General features: G+C 67.3%; 11 protein-coding genes and 1 tRNA gene. 5 read left to right on the forward strand and 7 right to left on the reverse strand.

What is annotated here, in order from left to right; genetic code table 11:
• The first annotated feature begins 10 nt into the window (after positions 1-10).
• The 5 genes from E3O22_RS00880 (at position 11) to E3O22_RS00900 (ending at position 6,016) form a co-directional block, all read left to right on the forward strand.
• Positions 11-2,593, forward strand: a complete 2,583-nt coding sequence (locus tag E3O22_RS00880) for a transglycosylase domain-containing protein (RefSeq protein WP_134395657.1) — start codon at positions 11-13, stop codon at positions 2,591-2,593.
• On the forward strand, positions 2,590-3,573 hold the full coding sequence (locus tag E3O22_RS00885) for a metallophosphoesterase (protein ID WP_134395658.1): 984 nt from the start codon (positions 2,590-2,592) through the stop codon (positions 3,571-3,573). Before E3O22_RS00880 ends, E3O22_RS00885 begins: the two co-directional genes overlap by 4 nt.
• An 80-nt stretch (positions 3,574-3,653) precedes the next feature.
• Positions 3,654-3,727 (forward strand) — tRNA-Pro (locus E3O22_RS00890).
• Positions 3,728-3,839: 112 nt separating this feature from the next.
• Positions 3,840-5,309: a DHA2 family efflux MFS transporter permease subunit gene (locus E3O22_RS00895; RefSeq protein ID WP_134395659.1), complete on the forward strand. Its 1,470-nt coding sequence runs from the start codon at positions 3,840-3,842 to the stop codon at positions 5,307-5,309.
• A gap of 221 nt (positions 5,310-5,530) precedes the next feature.
• The gene (locus E3O22_RS00900) at positions 5,531-6,016 is read left to right on the forward strand and encodes a VanZ family protein (RefSeq protein WP_134395660.1); all 486 of its coding nucleotides are present in this window, start codon (positions 5,531-5,533) and stop codon (positions 6,014-6,016) included.
• A gap of 423 nt (positions 6,017-6,439) precedes the next feature.
• On the opposite strand, the gene E3O22_RS00905 is transcribed toward E3O22_RS00900, so the two are convergent.
• The 7 genes from E3O22_RS00905 to E3O22_RS00935 form a co-directional block, all read right to left on the reverse strand.
• The gene (locus E3O22_RS00905; RefSeq protein ID WP_134395661.1) at positions 6,440-6,661 is read right to left on the reverse strand and encodes a hypothetical protein; all 222 of its coding nucleotides are present in this window, start codon (positions 6,659-6,661) and stop codon (positions 6,440-6,442) included.
• Positions 6,649-6,969 carry a hypothetical protein gene (locus E3O22_RS00910; protein ID WP_134395662.1) on the reverse strand — a complete coding sequence of 107 codons (321 nt, stop codon included), beginning with the start codon at positions 6,967-6,969 and terminating at the stop codon, positions 6,649-6,651. Before E3O22_RS00910 ends, E3O22_RS00905 begins: the two co-directional genes overlap by 13 nt.
• Before the next feature lie 138 nt (positions 6,970-7,107).
• Complete coding sequence (locus tag E3O22_RS00915) at positions 7,108-7,941, reverse strand: LCP family protein (RefSeq protein WP_166784515.1); 834 nt, start codon at positions 7,939-7,941, stop codon at positions 7,108-7,110.
• 342 nt (positions 7,942-8,283) lie between these two features.
• A complete protein-coding gene (locus E3O22_RS00920) occupies positions 8,284-9,084 on the reverse strand; it encodes an HAD-IIB family hydrolase (RefSeq protein ID WP_134395664.1) in 801 nt (266 codons plus the stop codon).
• Between the two features lie 195 nt (positions 9,085-9,279).
• Complete coding sequence (locus E3O22_RS00925) at positions 9,280-10,833, reverse strand: HNH endonuclease signature motif containing protein (RefSeq protein WP_134395665.1); 1,554 nt, start codon at positions 10,831-10,833, stop codon at positions 9,280-9,282.
• Positions 10,834-11,075: 242 nt separating this feature from the next.
• Positions 11,076-13,349 (reverse strand): ATP-binding domain-containing protein, encoded by a 2,274-nt coding sequence (locus E3O22_RS00930; RefSeq protein ID WP_134395666.1) that lies wholly within the window; start codon positions 13,347-13,349, stop codon positions 11,076-11,078.
• A gap of 88 nt (positions 13,350-13,437) precedes the next feature.
• Complete coding sequence (locus E3O22_RS00935) at positions 13,438-15,645, reverse strand: cell wall-binding repeat-containing protein (protein ID WP_166784516.1); 2,208 nt, start codon at positions 15,643-15,645, stop codon at positions 13,438-13,440.
• Positions 15,646-15,678 lie beyond the last annotated feature (33 nt).

The raw sequence follows: 15,678 nt of genomic DNA on the forward strand, positions 1-15,678 counted from the left end.
TCTAAATAGTATGTCTGCCAAAAATCGTACGGTTAGTGGAGCGCTCGGCGGGTTCCTCGGTTTCGTCGGGATGAGCGCCGTGGCCGGCGTCCTCGTCGCCGCCGCTGTCACCCCCGCTCTGGCCCTCTCCGGCATGACAGCCACGAACACGATCAACATGTTCGAGAGCCTCCCCGACTACCTCGCGATCGACCAGCTGGCGCAGAAGAGCAACATCTACGCGACCAACGCCGACGGCAGCCCCCTACTCCTGGCCTCGTTCTACGACCAGAACCGGGTGGAAGTCGAGTGGGACGCGATCAGCCCGTTCGTGAAGGATGCCGTGATCGCGGGCGAGGACCCCCGCTTCTATGAGCATGGCGGCATCGACCTCGAGGGCACCGTCAAGGGCGTCGTGAGCACCGTGGCCACCGGCACCGCGCGCGGCGGCTCCTCGATCACCCAGCAGTACGTGAAAAACGTGCAGGTGCAGAAGTGCGAGGCTCTGGCCGACGAAAAGAAGCGCATGAGCTGCTACGACACGGCCACGGAGACCACCCCCGACCGCAAGCTCAAGGAGATGCGCCTCGCCATCGGCGTGGAGAAGCAGTACGCGAAAGACGACATCCTTCGCCAGTACCTGAACATCACCGGTTTCGGCGGCACGGTCTACGGCATCGAATCGGCCGCCAACTACTACTACAACACCACCGCCGCGGGCCTGTCACTGGCGCAGGCGGCGAGCCTGGTGGCGATCGTGAACAACCCGGTCAAGTTCCAGCTCGACAACGCGGACAGCGAAACCAACGGCGTCGCCAACGGGTATGCCGCCAACAAGGAACGCCGCGACTACATCCTGGGCGAGATGCTCAAGTACCAGAAGATCACCCAGGAAGACCACGACGCCGCCCTGGCCACCGTGATCGAGCCCACCATCACGGAACCCAGCACCGGGTGTGCGACAGCCGGCGGCAGCGCCTACTTCTGCGACCTGGTCGTCAACACCCTGCGGAACGACCCCTCCTTCGGCGAAGACGAAGTCACCCGCATGGCCAACTTCCGTCGTGGCGGCTACGAGATCTACACCACGCTCGACCTCGACCTGCAGAACGCCGCCGAGACCACCATGAAGAAGCACGTGCCGAAGCAGTACGGGGACTGGGACGTGGGCGGTGTGATCACCAGCGTCGAGGTGGGCACCGGCCGAGTGCTGGCCATGACCCAGAACAAGGATTACAGCCAGGACCCGGCCGTGACCGATAACAACAACGACTACACGGGCATCAACTACAACACCAACTACAACGAGGGCGGCTCGCTCGGGTTCCAGCCCGGCTCGACCTATAAGGTCTTCACCCTCGCCGAGTGGCTGACCCAGGGGCACACTCTCAACGAACGCGTCGACTCCCGCCGCAAGAGCGACTGGGGCGTGTTCAAGAACAGCTGTGAGGGCAACCAGAGCTACGTCTTCGACCCCAAGAACGACGCGAACGAGTCCGGCACCAACTACAGCGCGCTGCAGTCGACGATCGGCTCCATCAACACCGGCTTCATCGGCATGGCGAAGAAGCTGGACCTGTGCGGCATCGCAGACATGGCCAACGCCTTCGGCGTGGGCCGCGCCGACATGGAGCCACTCGTCAAGGGGCCCTCGGCCGTGCTCGGCACGAACGAGGTCGCGCCGCTCAGCATGGCCATCGCCTTCGCCGGCATCGCCAACAACGGCCTCAGCTGCAGCCCGATCGTGATCGACCGGATCGTCGGCGGCGACGGCGTCGACATGACCCCGCCGAAGACCAAGTGCACCCAGGCGGTCACCCCTGAGGTCGACGCCGGCATGACGTATGCCATGCAAAAGGTGATGACCGAAGGCACGGGACGCGCGTCGAATTCCGCGACCTCCCCGCAGGTGCCGATGATCGGCAAGACCGGAACCACCGACGGCAACAAGGACACCTGGATGAGCGGCGCGAGCAGCAAGGTCGCCACCGTGGTCGGCGTCGTCAGCGTCACCGGCGACATCAACCAGCGCCTCGTCCGCGACTGGGTGGGCGGCAGGGCCTCCGACGCCCGTCACCGCATGTGGCCGGAGGTGATGAGCGTCGCGAACGCGAAGTACGGCGGAGACGCCTTCGCCGAGGCATCCAACAAGGTGCTCCAGGCCGTCCAGATTCCGATCCCCGACCTGCGCGGCAAGTCGATGAGCGACGCCACCTCCACCCTGACCTCGGCCGGCTTCGACGTGGTCGACGGCGGTGTGACCGACTCGGAGATGCCCGCCGGCACCGTGGCCCGCACCGACCCGGCCGGCGGCAGCAGCGCCAGCCGCGGATCAACCGTGACCGTCTACTCCAGCAACGGCGCGCTCAAGATCGTGCCCGATGTCGTGGGCAAGACCGAGGCCGAAGCCACCTCCACCCTGGCAGGCTTCGGCATCGTCAAGCAGGAGCAGGACGTCACCGACCCGAAGCAGGTCGGCACGGTGCTCTCCATGACACCGACCGCCGGCTCCGGCGCCGCGGCGGGCAGCGCCGTCACGATCGTGGTCGGCAAGCTTGCCGCCGGCGCGAAGCCCGACGCGAAACCCGACGCAAACGGCGGGGGCAACGGATGACCCGCGCCAACTCCGCAGGCACCTCACTGGCCGTCAGCGCCGGGTTGGTCGCCGCGGCCGGAGTCGCCGCGTTCGCCTGGGGCTTTCTCGTGGAGCGCCGCATGTTCACCCTCCGCGAGGTTCTCGTTCCGGTCCTCGCGCCGGGATCCGCCCCGATCAAGGTGCTCCACCTTTCCGACCTGCACATGGCACCGTGGCAGCGGGATAAACAGGACTGGGTGCGCGGCTTGGCCGACCTCGAGCCGGACCTGGTCGTGAACACGGGCGACAACCTCGGTCACGCCGACGGCATTTCCGGGATCGAGTATGCCCTCGAACCGTTCCGCGGCATTCCGGGCATCTTCGTCAACGGGTCGAACGACTACTACGGGCCGCAGTTGAAGAACCCGATGCGGTATTTCCGTGCCCCGTCGACGCTTCGCTCGGCCTTACACGAGAAGCTCGACATCGCTCACCTGCACCGGGTGTTCGGCGACCTCGGTTGGATCGACCTCGACAACGCTGCGGCCGCGCTCGACATCAACGGCACCCATCTGGAGCTGTTCGGGGTGGACGACCCGCACATCGGGCTCGACCGCCTCGACCTGATCACGCGGGCGATCGACGACCTGCGGGCGAACGATCCGTTGTCGGAGGAGCACTGGCCCGACCCTGAGGAGGCGACCCCGCCGCGGTCGACGCTCACGGTGGGCGTCGCCCACGCGCCCTACCAGCGGGTGCTCAACTCGTTCGTCAACCATGGCGCCCAGCTGATCCTGGCCGGGCACACGCACGGCGGGCAGGTGTGCGTTCCCCGGTACGGCGCCCTCGTCACCAACTGTGACATCCCGCGCAAGCAGGTCAAGGGCCTCAGCCTCTGGGACTCCGGACTGCACACCTCGTACCTGAACGTGTCCGCGGGGCTCGGCACGTCGATCTACGCGCCGGTGCGGTTTGCCTGCGCGCCGGAGGCGACCCTGCTCACGCTGACGGCGGCGTAGCAGGGGTCTCGGCAGGCTCGGCGCCGGATGGTCGTGGTAGGGCATCCGGGGGGTTATACTTGTCAAGGCTTACGGGCCATCGGGGTATGGCGCAGCTTGGTAGCGCGCGTCGTTCGGGACGACGAGGTCGCAGGTTCAAATCCTGTTACCCCGACAGATATGCAAAACCCTCACTCTTCGGAGTGGGGGTTTTTGTAGTTGGTGTTTGGTAGTTGGTGTTTGGTGCGGCCGGGCCGGCGCGGCCAGAAGCGCGAGAGGATCATGTCATGACCGATTCCAGCCCGGGTCTCCCCGCACCTGTCGCTATCCCACGGCATGCCTGGCAGGCCCTGATCGTGCTGCTGGCCGGCATGTTCATGGCGCTGCTCGACACCACGATCGTGAATGTGGCGCTTCCGACCATCCGTACCAGCCTGGATGCCTCGGAGGCCACCCTCTCCTGGATCATCTCCGGCTACGCGCTCGCCTTCGGGATCGCGCTGATCCCGGCCGGGCGGCTCGGCGACCGCATCGGCCACAAGTGGGTCTTCTTCACCGGTCTGCTGCTGTTCACCCTGGCCAGCCTGGCTTGCGGGCTCGCGCAGAACGATCTGCAGCTGATCATCGCCCGGGTCGTGCAGGGGCTTGCCGGCGGCATGTTCGTGCCGGCCGTGACCGCTGTGATCCAGCTTCTGTTCCCGCCCATCACCCGCGGCAAGGCCTTCGCGATCATGGGCACGGTGATCGGCGTGTCCACGGCACTCGGCCCGATCGTCGGCGGCCTGATCATCGAGGCCTTCGGTGACGAGAACGGATGGCGCCTGGTCTTCTGGGTCAACCTGCCGATCGGCATCGTCGCCCTCGTCGCGGCGGCGATCCTGCTCCCGGCCGGCTCCGAACGCGCTCCGGGCACCCCGAGCGGCGGCATCGACTGGGTGGGCCTGGTGCTGATCTCCACCGGACTCGTGGCGCTGCTCGTTCCCCTGATCGAGGGTGAGGACCGGGGCTGGCCGCTCTGGACCTACCTGACCCTCGCCGCGGGCGCGCTTTTGATCGTGGCGTTCGGCTTCTGGGAGGTCGCTTACACCCGGTGGGGCAAGAGCCCGCTGGTGCCGCCGAAGCTGTTCCGGCATCCGGCGTTCACCGGCGGCATTGTGCTCGCCCTGGTCTATTTCGCGGCGTTCACCAGCATCTTCTTCACCATTTCGATTCTCTGGCAGGCTGGGCTCGGGCACACCGCCCTCGAGTCGGGGCTGGTGTCGATCCCGTTCGCGATCGGAACCATCATCGGGGCCTCGCAGAGCAACCGGCTGGCGCAGCGGCTCGGCCGCACCGTTCTGGTGATCGGCGTATCCCTGGTCACCGTCGGTCTGATCTGGATCTGGCTCGCCCTGCTCCTGATCGGCCCCGAGATCACCAACTGGGAGCTGCTGCCGCCGCTGCTGATCGCGGGCCTCGGCAGCGGGTTCTTCATCGCGCCGAACGCCCAGTTCATCGTGGCGACCGTGGACCGCTCCGAGGCCGGTGCGGCCAGCGGCGTGGTCGGCGTCATGCAGCGGATCGGCAGCGCCGTGGGCATCGCCGTGATCGGCAGCGTCTTCTTCGGCACCCTGGTCGTGGCCGGCCCCGGCGCGGAGGCCGTCGCCGCCGGCTTCACCGAAAGCGCCACCGCGGCCATGGGCGTGAGCGCCGCGTTCAGCGTGCTGGCGCTGCTGCTCGTGTTCGTTCTGCCGAAGCGGGTGTCGGCCGAGCGGTAGGGCTCGGTTCCCGTCGTGAGGGTGCCCGTTCCGGTCGAGAGCGCCCGCATTACCGGTCACTCTCGACCGGAATGGAAACGGTCGGCGGTGGGCATCCTTCGGCTCAGAGCGTATTTGCGAGCCACCGTGCGCGGACGCGTCTACGGTAGATAGATCGACAGTGTTGCGGTCAGGTCCCGGCGCCGTCGGTTTGCCGACCGTGACGTACCGGGAGGCGAGACATGACCGGCGCGAGTCGCACTCCCCCGCCGACACCGCCGGGCCCCGCCGCGGCGGGCGGAGCCGCGCACACCCGGCTGCGCCGGTGGGCGCCCTGGCTCATGCTGACCTATCTGGTCGCGCTGGCCTTCATCGCGTTCTGGCCGGTGCCGGTCGACCGGGCGGCCTACGACTCACTGCTGGCCCTTATCGATTGGCTGCAGGAACACGGCGCGCCCGGCTGGGTGCGCTACGGCCTGGTCGAGTTCATCGCCAACATCGCCCTGTTCGTGCCGGTCGGCCTGTTCGTCGTGCTCGTGGCCGGCGCACGACGGTGGGGGCTGGCCGTGCTGGTCGGATTCGCGGCGAGCTGCGCCATCGAACTCGGGCAGCTGATCTTCCTGCCGGACCGCTTCGCCACCCTCGCCGATGTGGTCGCAAACACGGCCGGGGCCACGGTCGGCACGGTGCTCGGGCTGGTTCTGTTGCGCGGCGGCCGCGGGCGCTGACGGGGACTGCAGTGCTGGTGCGGGTGTGCGCCGGGGTGCCCATCGGCACTCGCACTGGCTCTTTCTGTGGCTAACTCAGGAGATCCGGGATGGGCCTGGGTATCCGTTGTGTAATTCCGGGGGCGCAAGCCGCAGCCGGACCGGTTTTCCTGAGTTAGCCCCCGCCGGCGTGCATAACACCCGCAGATTCTGACGGATGTGCCCGGCCCGGCCAGGCGTGACCCTCCGGCCGCGAATTGCAGGAGCTATACCAGCTGAGGCACCGGCCACCGGCCTCACCGGTGGCTAACTCAGGAGACCTGGGCTGGATGCCCGGCACAGCCCCCGGAAACCCGCGGCGACGGATGATCTCGGCCGGGTTTCTCCTGAGTTAGCCGCAGCTGCCAGCCCGACCCGAGTGGGGCGGGACTAGCAGGGGCGGGCCTACTGGGAGAAGAGGATGTCGCGCAGACGCAGGGCGGTCGGCTCGGAGGGGTCCTGCGCGAGTGCGCGCCGCACCGCGACGTCGTAACCGGAAATGTCGCCGGACACGTACAGCGCAACCGCATGCTGCACCGCGACCGCGACGCCCTGGGGCGCAACCATGACCAGGGCGTCCAACGTGCGCACGGCGGCAGCCGCATCCCCGCCGCTCAGTTGCCCCACTGCCAGCGCCCGCTCGGCGCGCCCGCCACCAGCACCTCGACCAGAACGGCCGCGAGGATCGTGGTACACGGCGCGGTGAAGTGCGTCAGCAGCGCAACCTCGATGCCGGACAGGCCCGCCAGTGCGGCGGCAAGCGGGTCGCCACGCGCGGCATCCGCTCGGGCGAGGACGGCGGCGGCGTGGGCCGCACAGCCGCGCGCGGCATCCGTCTCCCTGCAAGCCACCTGTCGCCAGGCCCGCAGGCCGCCGGATGCCGCGGCCACGACGATGCCGAGAACCAGGACCAGCTGCTGGATGTCTCCGACCATGGCGGCCTGGAACAGTTCTCAACAGGGGCCGGGCGACAGCGAACGGATGGGCGACTGGCGACTGGCGAACGGAGAACGGAGAACGGAGGCCGCCGAAGAACGGAGGCCGCCGGAGGCTGGCCGGAGCCGGCCGCACCGCTACCCGATCGTCTGCAGCTCCGGCCGGTAGGCGCTCAAGGTGTCGGTCTGGAAGCCCTCGCGCACGGCATCGAGACCCTCCCAGTCCACGTTCACGATCGACTGGCCGTCGTTTGATGTTCCCGTTCCGTCGGTCGGCATCGTGAAGAACGTGATCTGCGGCTGCCGCAGTTCGCGCAGTTCCCAGGCCAGCGACGTCAGGTAGGCGGAGTTGAAGCCGTCGTCCACGGCGAGATAGGGCGTGACCGTCTCCAGCAAACCCGACGTCTTTACCGGATCGGCGAGCACGGACCTGTGCATCGCGGCGGAAAGCAGACTCTTGATGATGAGCTGCTGGTTGCGCACCCGCTGGAAGTCGCCGTCCTGGAAGGCATACCGTTCTCGCGCGAAGGCGATGGCCTCCGAGCCGGTCAGGTGCTGCAACCCCTTGCCGAAGAAGTGCCCCTTGAGGTGGTACGAGTCGAAACCGATCGGGTTGTCGACGTTGACGCCGCCGAGGGCATCCGTCACCTGTTCGAACCCGGAGAAGTCGACCACGGCCACGTGATCGATGCGGGTGCCGAGAAGGTTTTCCACGGTTTGCACTGCCAGCGGCACCCCTCCCCAGGAGAGCGCGGCATTGATCTTCGCCGGCCCGTGCCCAGGCACCTCGACCCAGCTGTCGCGCAGGATCGACATGGCGAAGAGGTTCTTGCGATCGGCCGGCACGTGCACCACCATCATGGTGTCCGAACGCTCGCCACGGATGTCGGAGAGGTCCTTCCCGGTGGCGCCGCGGGTGTCCGATCCGAGTAGGAGGATGTTCTGCGCCTGCCCGTCGGGAACCGCATCCACCGCTGCAGATGGGTCGGCGGACGAGAAGCCTCGTCGGGGAAGGCGTTCGAGATCTTCTCGGTGCCACTGTCGAAAGCGCGGGTCAGGCTGAACGCATAGATGCCGCCCGCGGCGATGGTGACCAGCACAACCGTGACGAGCACGCCCAAGGTGATGCGCCAGGGATGACGTTTCCGCGGCGCTTCGAGCACCGGATCGGGGGTTTTGTGGCGCAGTTCGCTGGCTCCGCTTGGCATTCGGGTTGCCTCCTGTGGCCGCTCGGGAGAACGGTGTCGACAGCATAGCCCGGCCTATCCTCACCGGATATGGGAGTTCATCGCGGGGTCCGGTGAGCAGCATCCGTCAGGCGGAAGCTTCGGCGGCCGAGGAGGCGGCGGCGGCGGCCTCGAGCTGAGGAATCAGCGTCTCAAGGAACGCGGCCGTGTCTTCCCAACCCTCCACGGCGACGCATTCCACGCCGAGAACCTTGACCGGGTAGTCGTTGCCGTTTTCGTCGAGGCGGTCGCCGACGAACAGCATGTCGTCGAGGGGCACGCCGGTGAGGGCGGCCAGCTTGTTCATGCCGTAGGCCTTGTCGATGCCGCGACGTGTGATGTCCACCGAGGTGGAACCGCCGGAGCGCACCTCGAGGCCGGGGAGCAGCACCTGCACGGCTTCGCGCAGGGTGTTTTTCTTCTCGCCGGTGGGGTCCCACGCGGCTTTCGCGGCGACCGGGGCGGCCTGGCCGAGAGCGGAGAAGGTGATCTGCGAGCCGCGGTCCTCGAGGATCGGGCCCCAGGTGTCGCTCTCCCAGTAGCCCAGCGAACGCGCGGAGATCTCGACGGCGCGGAGGGCATCCGTCTTCTCGGCGTCGGTCAGGTATTCGGCGTAGATCTGGTTCCAGGCGCCGTCGGCGTGCCGGTAGTACTGCGTGCCGCAGGTGGGCATCAGGTGCAGGCGCGAGAGGATGTCTTCATTCACGGTGTCGAGGTTGTCGATCAACTGCATGTGGAACTGGGCGATCTGCCCGCCGGAGATGACGCATACGTCGACGACCCCGAGCAGGTTCACCATGAGTTCCGCCATGCGTGGGTCGAGCGGCGACTTGGAAGCGGCGAGCGTGTCGTCGAGATCGAAGGCAACCAGGCGGGGAAGTGTCGTCATGTGAAGTGTGGATCCTTTTCAGTTACTCGAGGCCGTAGTCGTGGCCCGGAGCTTGACGTCACCCATGCGCGACGTCCTGAAAAGTGTACAGCGGGGTATCGGATGCCCACGGGCCGGTTGGGTCCCCGCCGTCGTGCCTGCCCAGACCCCAGTGCGACGGCGCCCGCAGACCCGTGGCGCCCCGATGCCCAGAACTCACGTCGACGTCGGTCGAGCCTGTCGAGACCCGGACCGAGCAACCCCGTGCGGGGCCCGCCCCCCGGCCCGGTTTTCGCCTGCTGCCCGCCAGGTGCGGGTGGGGTCGTAGCAGTATGGTGCCCTGACTTGGGGTTTGCCGCGGATCATGCGGATTTCCCAGCCGGAGGTGTCGATGCTGTGGTGGTGGTACCAGCAGAGCAGCACCCCGTTGTCGATGTCGGTCTTGCCGCCGCGGTGCCAGGGGGTCACGTGGTGCACTTCGCACCAGGCGGGTGGCACGGTGCAGCCGGGGATGGTGCAGCCGCTGTCGCGGGCGGTGATGGCGCGGCGTTGGGCCCGGTTGAAGAAACGGTTCTCGGTGCTGAGGCTGAGGACTTTGTTGTTCTGCCCGAATCGGATCTCTTGGAAGCCGCCGGTGCAGAGGGCCTGCTTCACGGTGGTCAGCGAGACTGGGGCTTCGACGCCGTCGATCCAGCCCACCCCACGGCCGGCGGTGAGGTCGGCCTGGTTGACGTGGATCATGACGGTGGGGGCGGCGCCGCCCATGCTCGGGGTTCCCGTGTCGCGGGTGGCGGCTTCGAACACGCCGCGGAGGATGTCGGCGCGCTTCTCGCCGCTGGTGCGGTCATCGCCGAGGGCCGCGGCCTCGGCTCCCGGGATCAGCTGGCCCGAATCCATCAGGGCCTGCTCCTCCGCGGTGGGGAACGCGGGGGCGGCGTGGGCGGAGAGGTAGGTGTCGAAGATCGCGTTCATGATGCCGCGCAGCTCAGGCGTGACTCCGCCGCGCAAAGGGTAGAGGCCGTCACGGAAAAACCCGAACCCGACGGTGCTGCGCGCTTCGGCGACGGGCTCGGTCGGGGCGGTGCCGTCAGGATCGAGGCGGGCTTGCCACTGCCCGGCCATGCCACGCACCAGGTCAGCGGGAAAAGCGAACCCCTCACCGGGGAGCCCACGGGTTTCATCGGTGATCGCCCCGGTGGCACCGGCCACGAGGGCCCGCTCGGCGGTGCCGAGGTCGTCGGGCGCGACCCGGGCCGCAACCCGATCGAGGGCCGTGACGATGTTCTCCGCCGCGTCCACGCCGAGGTCACCGGCAGTGAGGGCCGCCGCCACGGCTGGGTAGTACGGCGGCAGCATGCTCGTGCCCGCCAGGCGGGCGGTCACGTTCTCGCCCAGCCGCACCCGCCGGTTCGCCTCCCGGGAGGAGACGCGGGTCAGGCGGGTGATCAGATCGATGCCGTTGGTGGCCCCGCTCTTATACGCCAGGGACTCGTGGCCCAGGATGCGCCGGGACCGCACCGACATGTCGGCCGCGGCTGCCACCCTGGCGGCATCGACCCGGCGGCCGAGGTCCTCGACCGTGCCGAGCACCGCCATCGCATCGGCCTCGCCCAGAAGGGAGAAGGAGACCGTGTCAAGCACGGCCGCCGCCAAATCACGCACCTGCTGCAGCTGCTGCACCAGGGGCGACTGCGCCAAGGGCGACTGCGCGGGGGAAAGAACCGCCTGCGGTGAGGCGGTTCGGTGGTGCGGAGTGGGGGCTCCAGCCATGCCTCAATTGTAAATGACTACGAATGTCAAGTCAAGAATTTTGCTCAAATTTCGAAACTAATTATCGCGGCGGGAGATGTCGTCGTGACGTTATCGCGGAGATTTTCGAGACACGCCGCTTCTCCAGGCCGCACAAACGGAGTGTCGCGAAAAAAGTCCGCAGTTAGCGTGAGGGCACGGATGCTGGTGGCTGGGTTCGGTAGAGTGGCTCGCCGGGTTTCGACAGGCTCAACCACCGGTGGTTACAGCCCCGCGGGCAACTCCCCCGTCGCCACGAGGTACAGCCGTTGCGTGGGCCGCGTCATCGCCACGTACAGCGCCCCGGCCCCGCGCGAAGACGCCGCCACGATCCCCGCCGGGTCCACCACGATCACGGCGTCGAACTCCAGCCCCTTCGAGTCCTGCGGGGTGAGCACCGCCACATCCTTGAGCAGCCCCGCAGCCCCGACACCGACACTGACGCCCAAGGTACCGAACGCAGCAGCCAGCGAAGCAACAACTCCAGCCAGAAAGTGCTCCAGCACGATCACTGCAACGGTTCCCCCGAGACCAAGCGACCGTTCCCGCCTCACGGCCGAAACAACATCCGGAACCGTCTCAATCGGCCACTCGCTCGCCCGCACCGACCGCGCCGGCGTGATCGGCAGATCATGCGCGAGAGCCATCGACTCGGCAGCCGAAGCGATCTGGCTCGGCGTGCGGTAGTTCACGGTGAGCTCCTCGAGCCGCCACCGCGAGGCCTCGAGCGAGGAGCCGAGCAGGGGCTCGAGGGCGTCGCGCCAGTTCGACGCGGCCGCGGCCGACGCCGCCTGGGCGATGTCGCCCACGATCGTGAACGACCGCAGCGGGCCGCGCCGCAGCACCAGCCGCCACTGCATCGGCGAAAGCTCCTGTGCTTCGTCGACGACCACGTGACCGTAGGTCCAAGTGCGGTCGAGCGCGGCACGCTCGGCCGTGGTGGCCCGGTCGCCCAGCTCGGCGAAGTTGTCGGCGAGCGCCTTGGCGTTCACGAGCCCCTTCACCTCCATGTTCGAGATGGCCAGCTCGGCGTTCTCCACGTCGCGCTTGCGCTGCTCCTTCTGCTCGCGCTTCTGGGCTGCGTCGACCACGTTGTACTCGCCCAGGTGCTCGGCCGCCTCGTCGAGCAGCGGCACGTCCGAGATGGTGAACTCGGCATCGCGCGGCCGGTGCAGCAGCGCGCGCTGAGCAGGCGTCCAGGTGGGGGTGAGCTGCGCCAGCCATTGCGGGCGGGCGTAGAGGTCTTGCACGAGCTTCTCGGGGGTGAGCGGCAGCCAGGCCGTGTTCAGCGCCACCCGCACGTCGTCGGCCAGGCGCAGGTCTTCGCGCAGCATGGGCAGGTCGGTGTCGTCCATCGACCGGCCCTGCGCCTTCAGCTGCGCGAGCCACTCCCGCGACAGTGCGGCGAGCGCGTGCTTCACGAACGTGACCCGGGCCTCGTTGTGCGGCTTGCCGCTGACCCGCGCCCGGTGAATGGCGGTCTCGATCAGCTGCGGCTTGAGCGTGAGCCGGTCGCCATTCACAACCAACACCTGCGCCGACGCCGGCACCCGCTGCCGCGAGCGCACGGCACGCTGAACGAGCCGGGCCATCGAGGTCTGGCCCTTGATCGCGGCGACGGCCGGGGCATCCTCTCGGGTGGCCTCGATGCCCGGGTAGAGCTGGCCCACGGATGCGAGCACCACCCCGGTCTCCCCCAGCGACGGCAGCACCGCCTCGATGTAGTGCAGGAAAGACTCCGACGGCCCCACGATGAGCACACCCGAGTTCTTCAGCCGATCGCGATGCGTATATAGGAGGTACGCCGCGCGGTGCAGGGCCACCGCCGTCTTGCCGGTGCCCGGGCCGCCCTGCACGACGAGCACGCCCTTCAGGTCTGAACGGATGATGCGGTCCTGCTCCGCCTGGATCGTCGACACGATATCGCTCATGTGCCCGGTGCGCTGGGCGGTCAGCGCGGCGAGCAGTGCTCCCTCCCCCTGGTGTTGGGTTGCCGAATCGCCCTCGAGCAGCGTGGCGTCGAGGATCTCGTCCTCGATGCGCACGATGTCCCGCCCCTTCGAGAGCAGGTGTCGGCGGGCGCGGGCCCCGAGCGGCGTCGCCGCGGTGGCCTGGTAGAACGCGCTGGCCTGCGGCACCCGCCAGTCGAGCAGGATGGGCTGCAGGTCTTCGTCGCGCAGCCCCAGTCGGCCGATGTAGCGGTAGACGGAGGCATCCGTCGAGCCGGAAGAAGAAGAGTCAAAGTCAGAGGGGTCAGCGGCCACCTCGAGCCGCCCGAACGCCAGCCGGTCATCCACTTCGCGCAGTTGCACGATGCGGTCTTCGTAGAGGCGCGCGAACGTGTCACGCTCGGAGCGGGACTGGTGGTTGCCGCCCACGTCGAGCCGCCGCACGGCCACGAGTTGCTGCTCGGCCTCCCGCTGCAACGCGTCGAGACGCGCATACAGGTTCGCGACATATTGCTGTTCCCGCTGAAGCTCCTGGTCGACCACGCGCACACCCCTTGAAATCCGAGCTTCAAGTTTACAAGGGTCCGAACGGGGGACCCACCGGCCCAGTTGTGGGCTGGGCTGGCAGGCCAGATACTCAGCGGATGTACGCAGCCAGCTCCGCCGCAACCGCGTCAGACACCGAAGCGGTGCCACCCAGAACAACGATCTTCGCCGGCTGCAACCGAGCCAACTCCTCCGCAATCGACGCAGGAACACTGCCAGCGGTCACCAGCAGCACCGGGGCCTTGTTCTTGCCGGCCACCGGGGCACCCGACAAAGCATCGGGGAACTTCAACCCGTTAGCGACGTAGACCACCGGAACGACCGCGGCGAAGTTCTTCGCCGAGATCGCCGCCGACGCATCGAACCGGTCAGCCCCCGCCAAACGCTCCACCGGCACACTCACCGGAGCGAACTCCTGCAACGACGCCTGCACCTCGGAGCTCACGGACGCCGTACCACCGAGCACCACAATCTTCTTCGGCTTCAACCGGGCCAACTCCGCCGCAATCGTGGCCGGAATTCCGTCCGATGTCACCAGGAGCACCGGAGCGCCATTCTTGCCGGCGACCGGGGCACCCGACAGAGCATCCGGGAACTTCAACCCGTTGGCGACATACGCCACCGACACACCCGGATCGAAGCTTGCCCGCGAAATCGCGGCCGACGCATCGAACCGGTCCGCGCCCGCCAACCGCTCCACCGGAACGTTCACCGGAGCGTATTGCTGCAACGATCTCTGCACGGAGGCGTTCACCGACGCCTCCCCACCCAGAATCACGATCTTGCCCGGCTTCAACCGGTCCAACTCCGTCGCAATCGACGACGGCACACCATCCGCCGTCACCAACAAGACCGGGGCATTGTCCTTGCCCGCCACCGGCGCACCCGACAAAGCATCCGGAAACTTCGACCCGTTGGCGACATACGCCACCGACACCCCCGGATCGAAGTTCGCCGCGGAAATCCCCGCCGACGCGTCGAACCGGTCGGCGCCCGCCAGTCGCTCCACGCCGGGAGTCACGACAAAGTCCGCCCCGGCGTGGCCAGTCCCGGTAAGGTCGGGCCCGTCAACGCACCCATTACGTTCCCGCGCGCTGCGGAACTCGATAAAGTAAGACCCAGCGTCGGGCAGCGTCAGGTTGATCGACTGCGGCCCGCTCGAATCGATCCGCTGCCAGCCAAGGCCAGGCAGATTCAGCCCCGGTGAAATCTCAGAATCCACACCTGCCGGGTACACCAGCACCTGAACCCAGCCAAAGGTGCAGAAGTCCGAAATGTGGGCGTCGTAGTTGACGGTCACCGCGTTGCCCGCGACGATCGTACTGACGTTGCTCGCCGTCAGGTTGTACTCGCTTGCAGCTCCGATTGCCAGCACTGCGTCTCTGCCCATTACGCCGCCCTGGGGCGGAACGGTGAAGAACTGAGCTGCCGCTCGGGTTGTCTGGCTGTTCCACCATTCCGGAGCGTAGCCCGGCTTGTCAAAGACCAGGGTGATGCTTGCGGCTCCGATGCCCGCAATGCTGTAGTTGCCGTTGACGTCTGTGGTTGCGTAACCGACGAGTTCCTCGTCCGAGTTGTAGGCGTCTACCCACACATCCGCCAAGTTGACGTTCGGAGACGCCTGTCCCTTCACATTGCCACTGACCATGCCGCCGACGGCAAGCACCGTATCTTTAACGATGCGCGCCTGGCCGGCGGTGACGGAGATGTAATCAGCGGTTGCCCGCGTTGGCTTGTCGTTCCACAATTCCCCGGCGTAATTCAGTCCCGTCGCGTAAGTCAGGAACGTGAGCGTGTAAGAGTTCGCAGCCAGCCCAGCGATGGAGTAGTTCCCATCCGCATCGGTGGTGTCCGCGCCCATCCACGCCCCATCGGCCGCGTCGGCAAAGACATAAACGGAAGCGAGGTTGACGTTCGGAGCTCCCTCACCTTTCACATTCCCGCTGATGGAGGCAGCCTGCTCAAGCACAGCGTTCTTCCCCGACACAACCTGGCCGGCCGTGACGTTGAAGAAGACTGCCGATTTCGCTGTCGGCTTCGCGTCCCACCACTGCTGCGCGTAGGTCCGCATGGAGGACGAGTCATAGAAAGCGAGCGTGAACGACCCTGCCGCGACGTCGGAGAGCAGGTAATTACCATCCTTGTCCGTCGTCGTAGATCCAACCTGCTCACCGACGGGCGTCTCCAGGGAAACAGTGACACCCTCCAAGTTCACGTTCGGAGACCCCTGCCCCTTCACGTTTCCACTGATCGAGGCAGTCCCGGTGAAGGCCGACGCAGGCGCCGCGTCGCCACCCACACTCGCACCGGCCCCGACCAGGCCGCACAACAG

The organism is Cryobacterium sp. TMT2-18-2 (assembly GCF_004402245.1).
Taxonomy (GTDB): Bacteria; Actinomycetota; Actinomycetes; order Actinomycetales; family Microbacteriaceae; genus Cryobacterium; species Cryobacterium sandaracinum.

Bases quoted from the DNA above. Each gene is read 5' to 3' on its own strand.
- E3O22_RS00880 (WP_134395657.1), top strand. From the start codon at position 11: ATGTCTGCCAAAAATCGTACGGTTAGTGGAGCGCTCGGCGGGTTCCTC.
- E3O22_RS00885 (WP_134395658.1), top strand. From the start codon at position 2,590: ATGACCCGCGCCAACTCCGCAGGCACCTCACTGGCCGTCAGCGCCGGG.
- E3O22_RS00895 (WP_134395659.1), top strand. From the start codon at position 3,840: ATGACCGATTCCAGCCCGGGTCTCCCCGCACCTGTCGCTATCCCACGG.
- E3O22_RS00900 (WP_134395660.1), top strand. From the start codon at position 5,531: ATGACCGGCGCGAGTCGCACTCCCCCGCCGACACCGCCGGGCCCCGCC.
- E3O22_RS00910 (WP_134395662.1), bottom strand. From the start codon at position 6,969: ATGGTCGGAGACATCCAGCAGCTGGTCCTGGTTCTCGGCATCGTCGTG.
- E3O22_RS00920 (WP_134395664.1), bottom strand. From the start codon at position 9,084: ATGACGACACTTCCCCGCCTGGTTGCCTTCGATCTCGACGACACGCTC.
- E3O22_RS00925 (WP_134395665.1), bottom strand. From the start codon at position 10,833: ATGGCTGGAGCCCCCACTCCGCACCACCGAACCGCCTCACCGCAGGCG.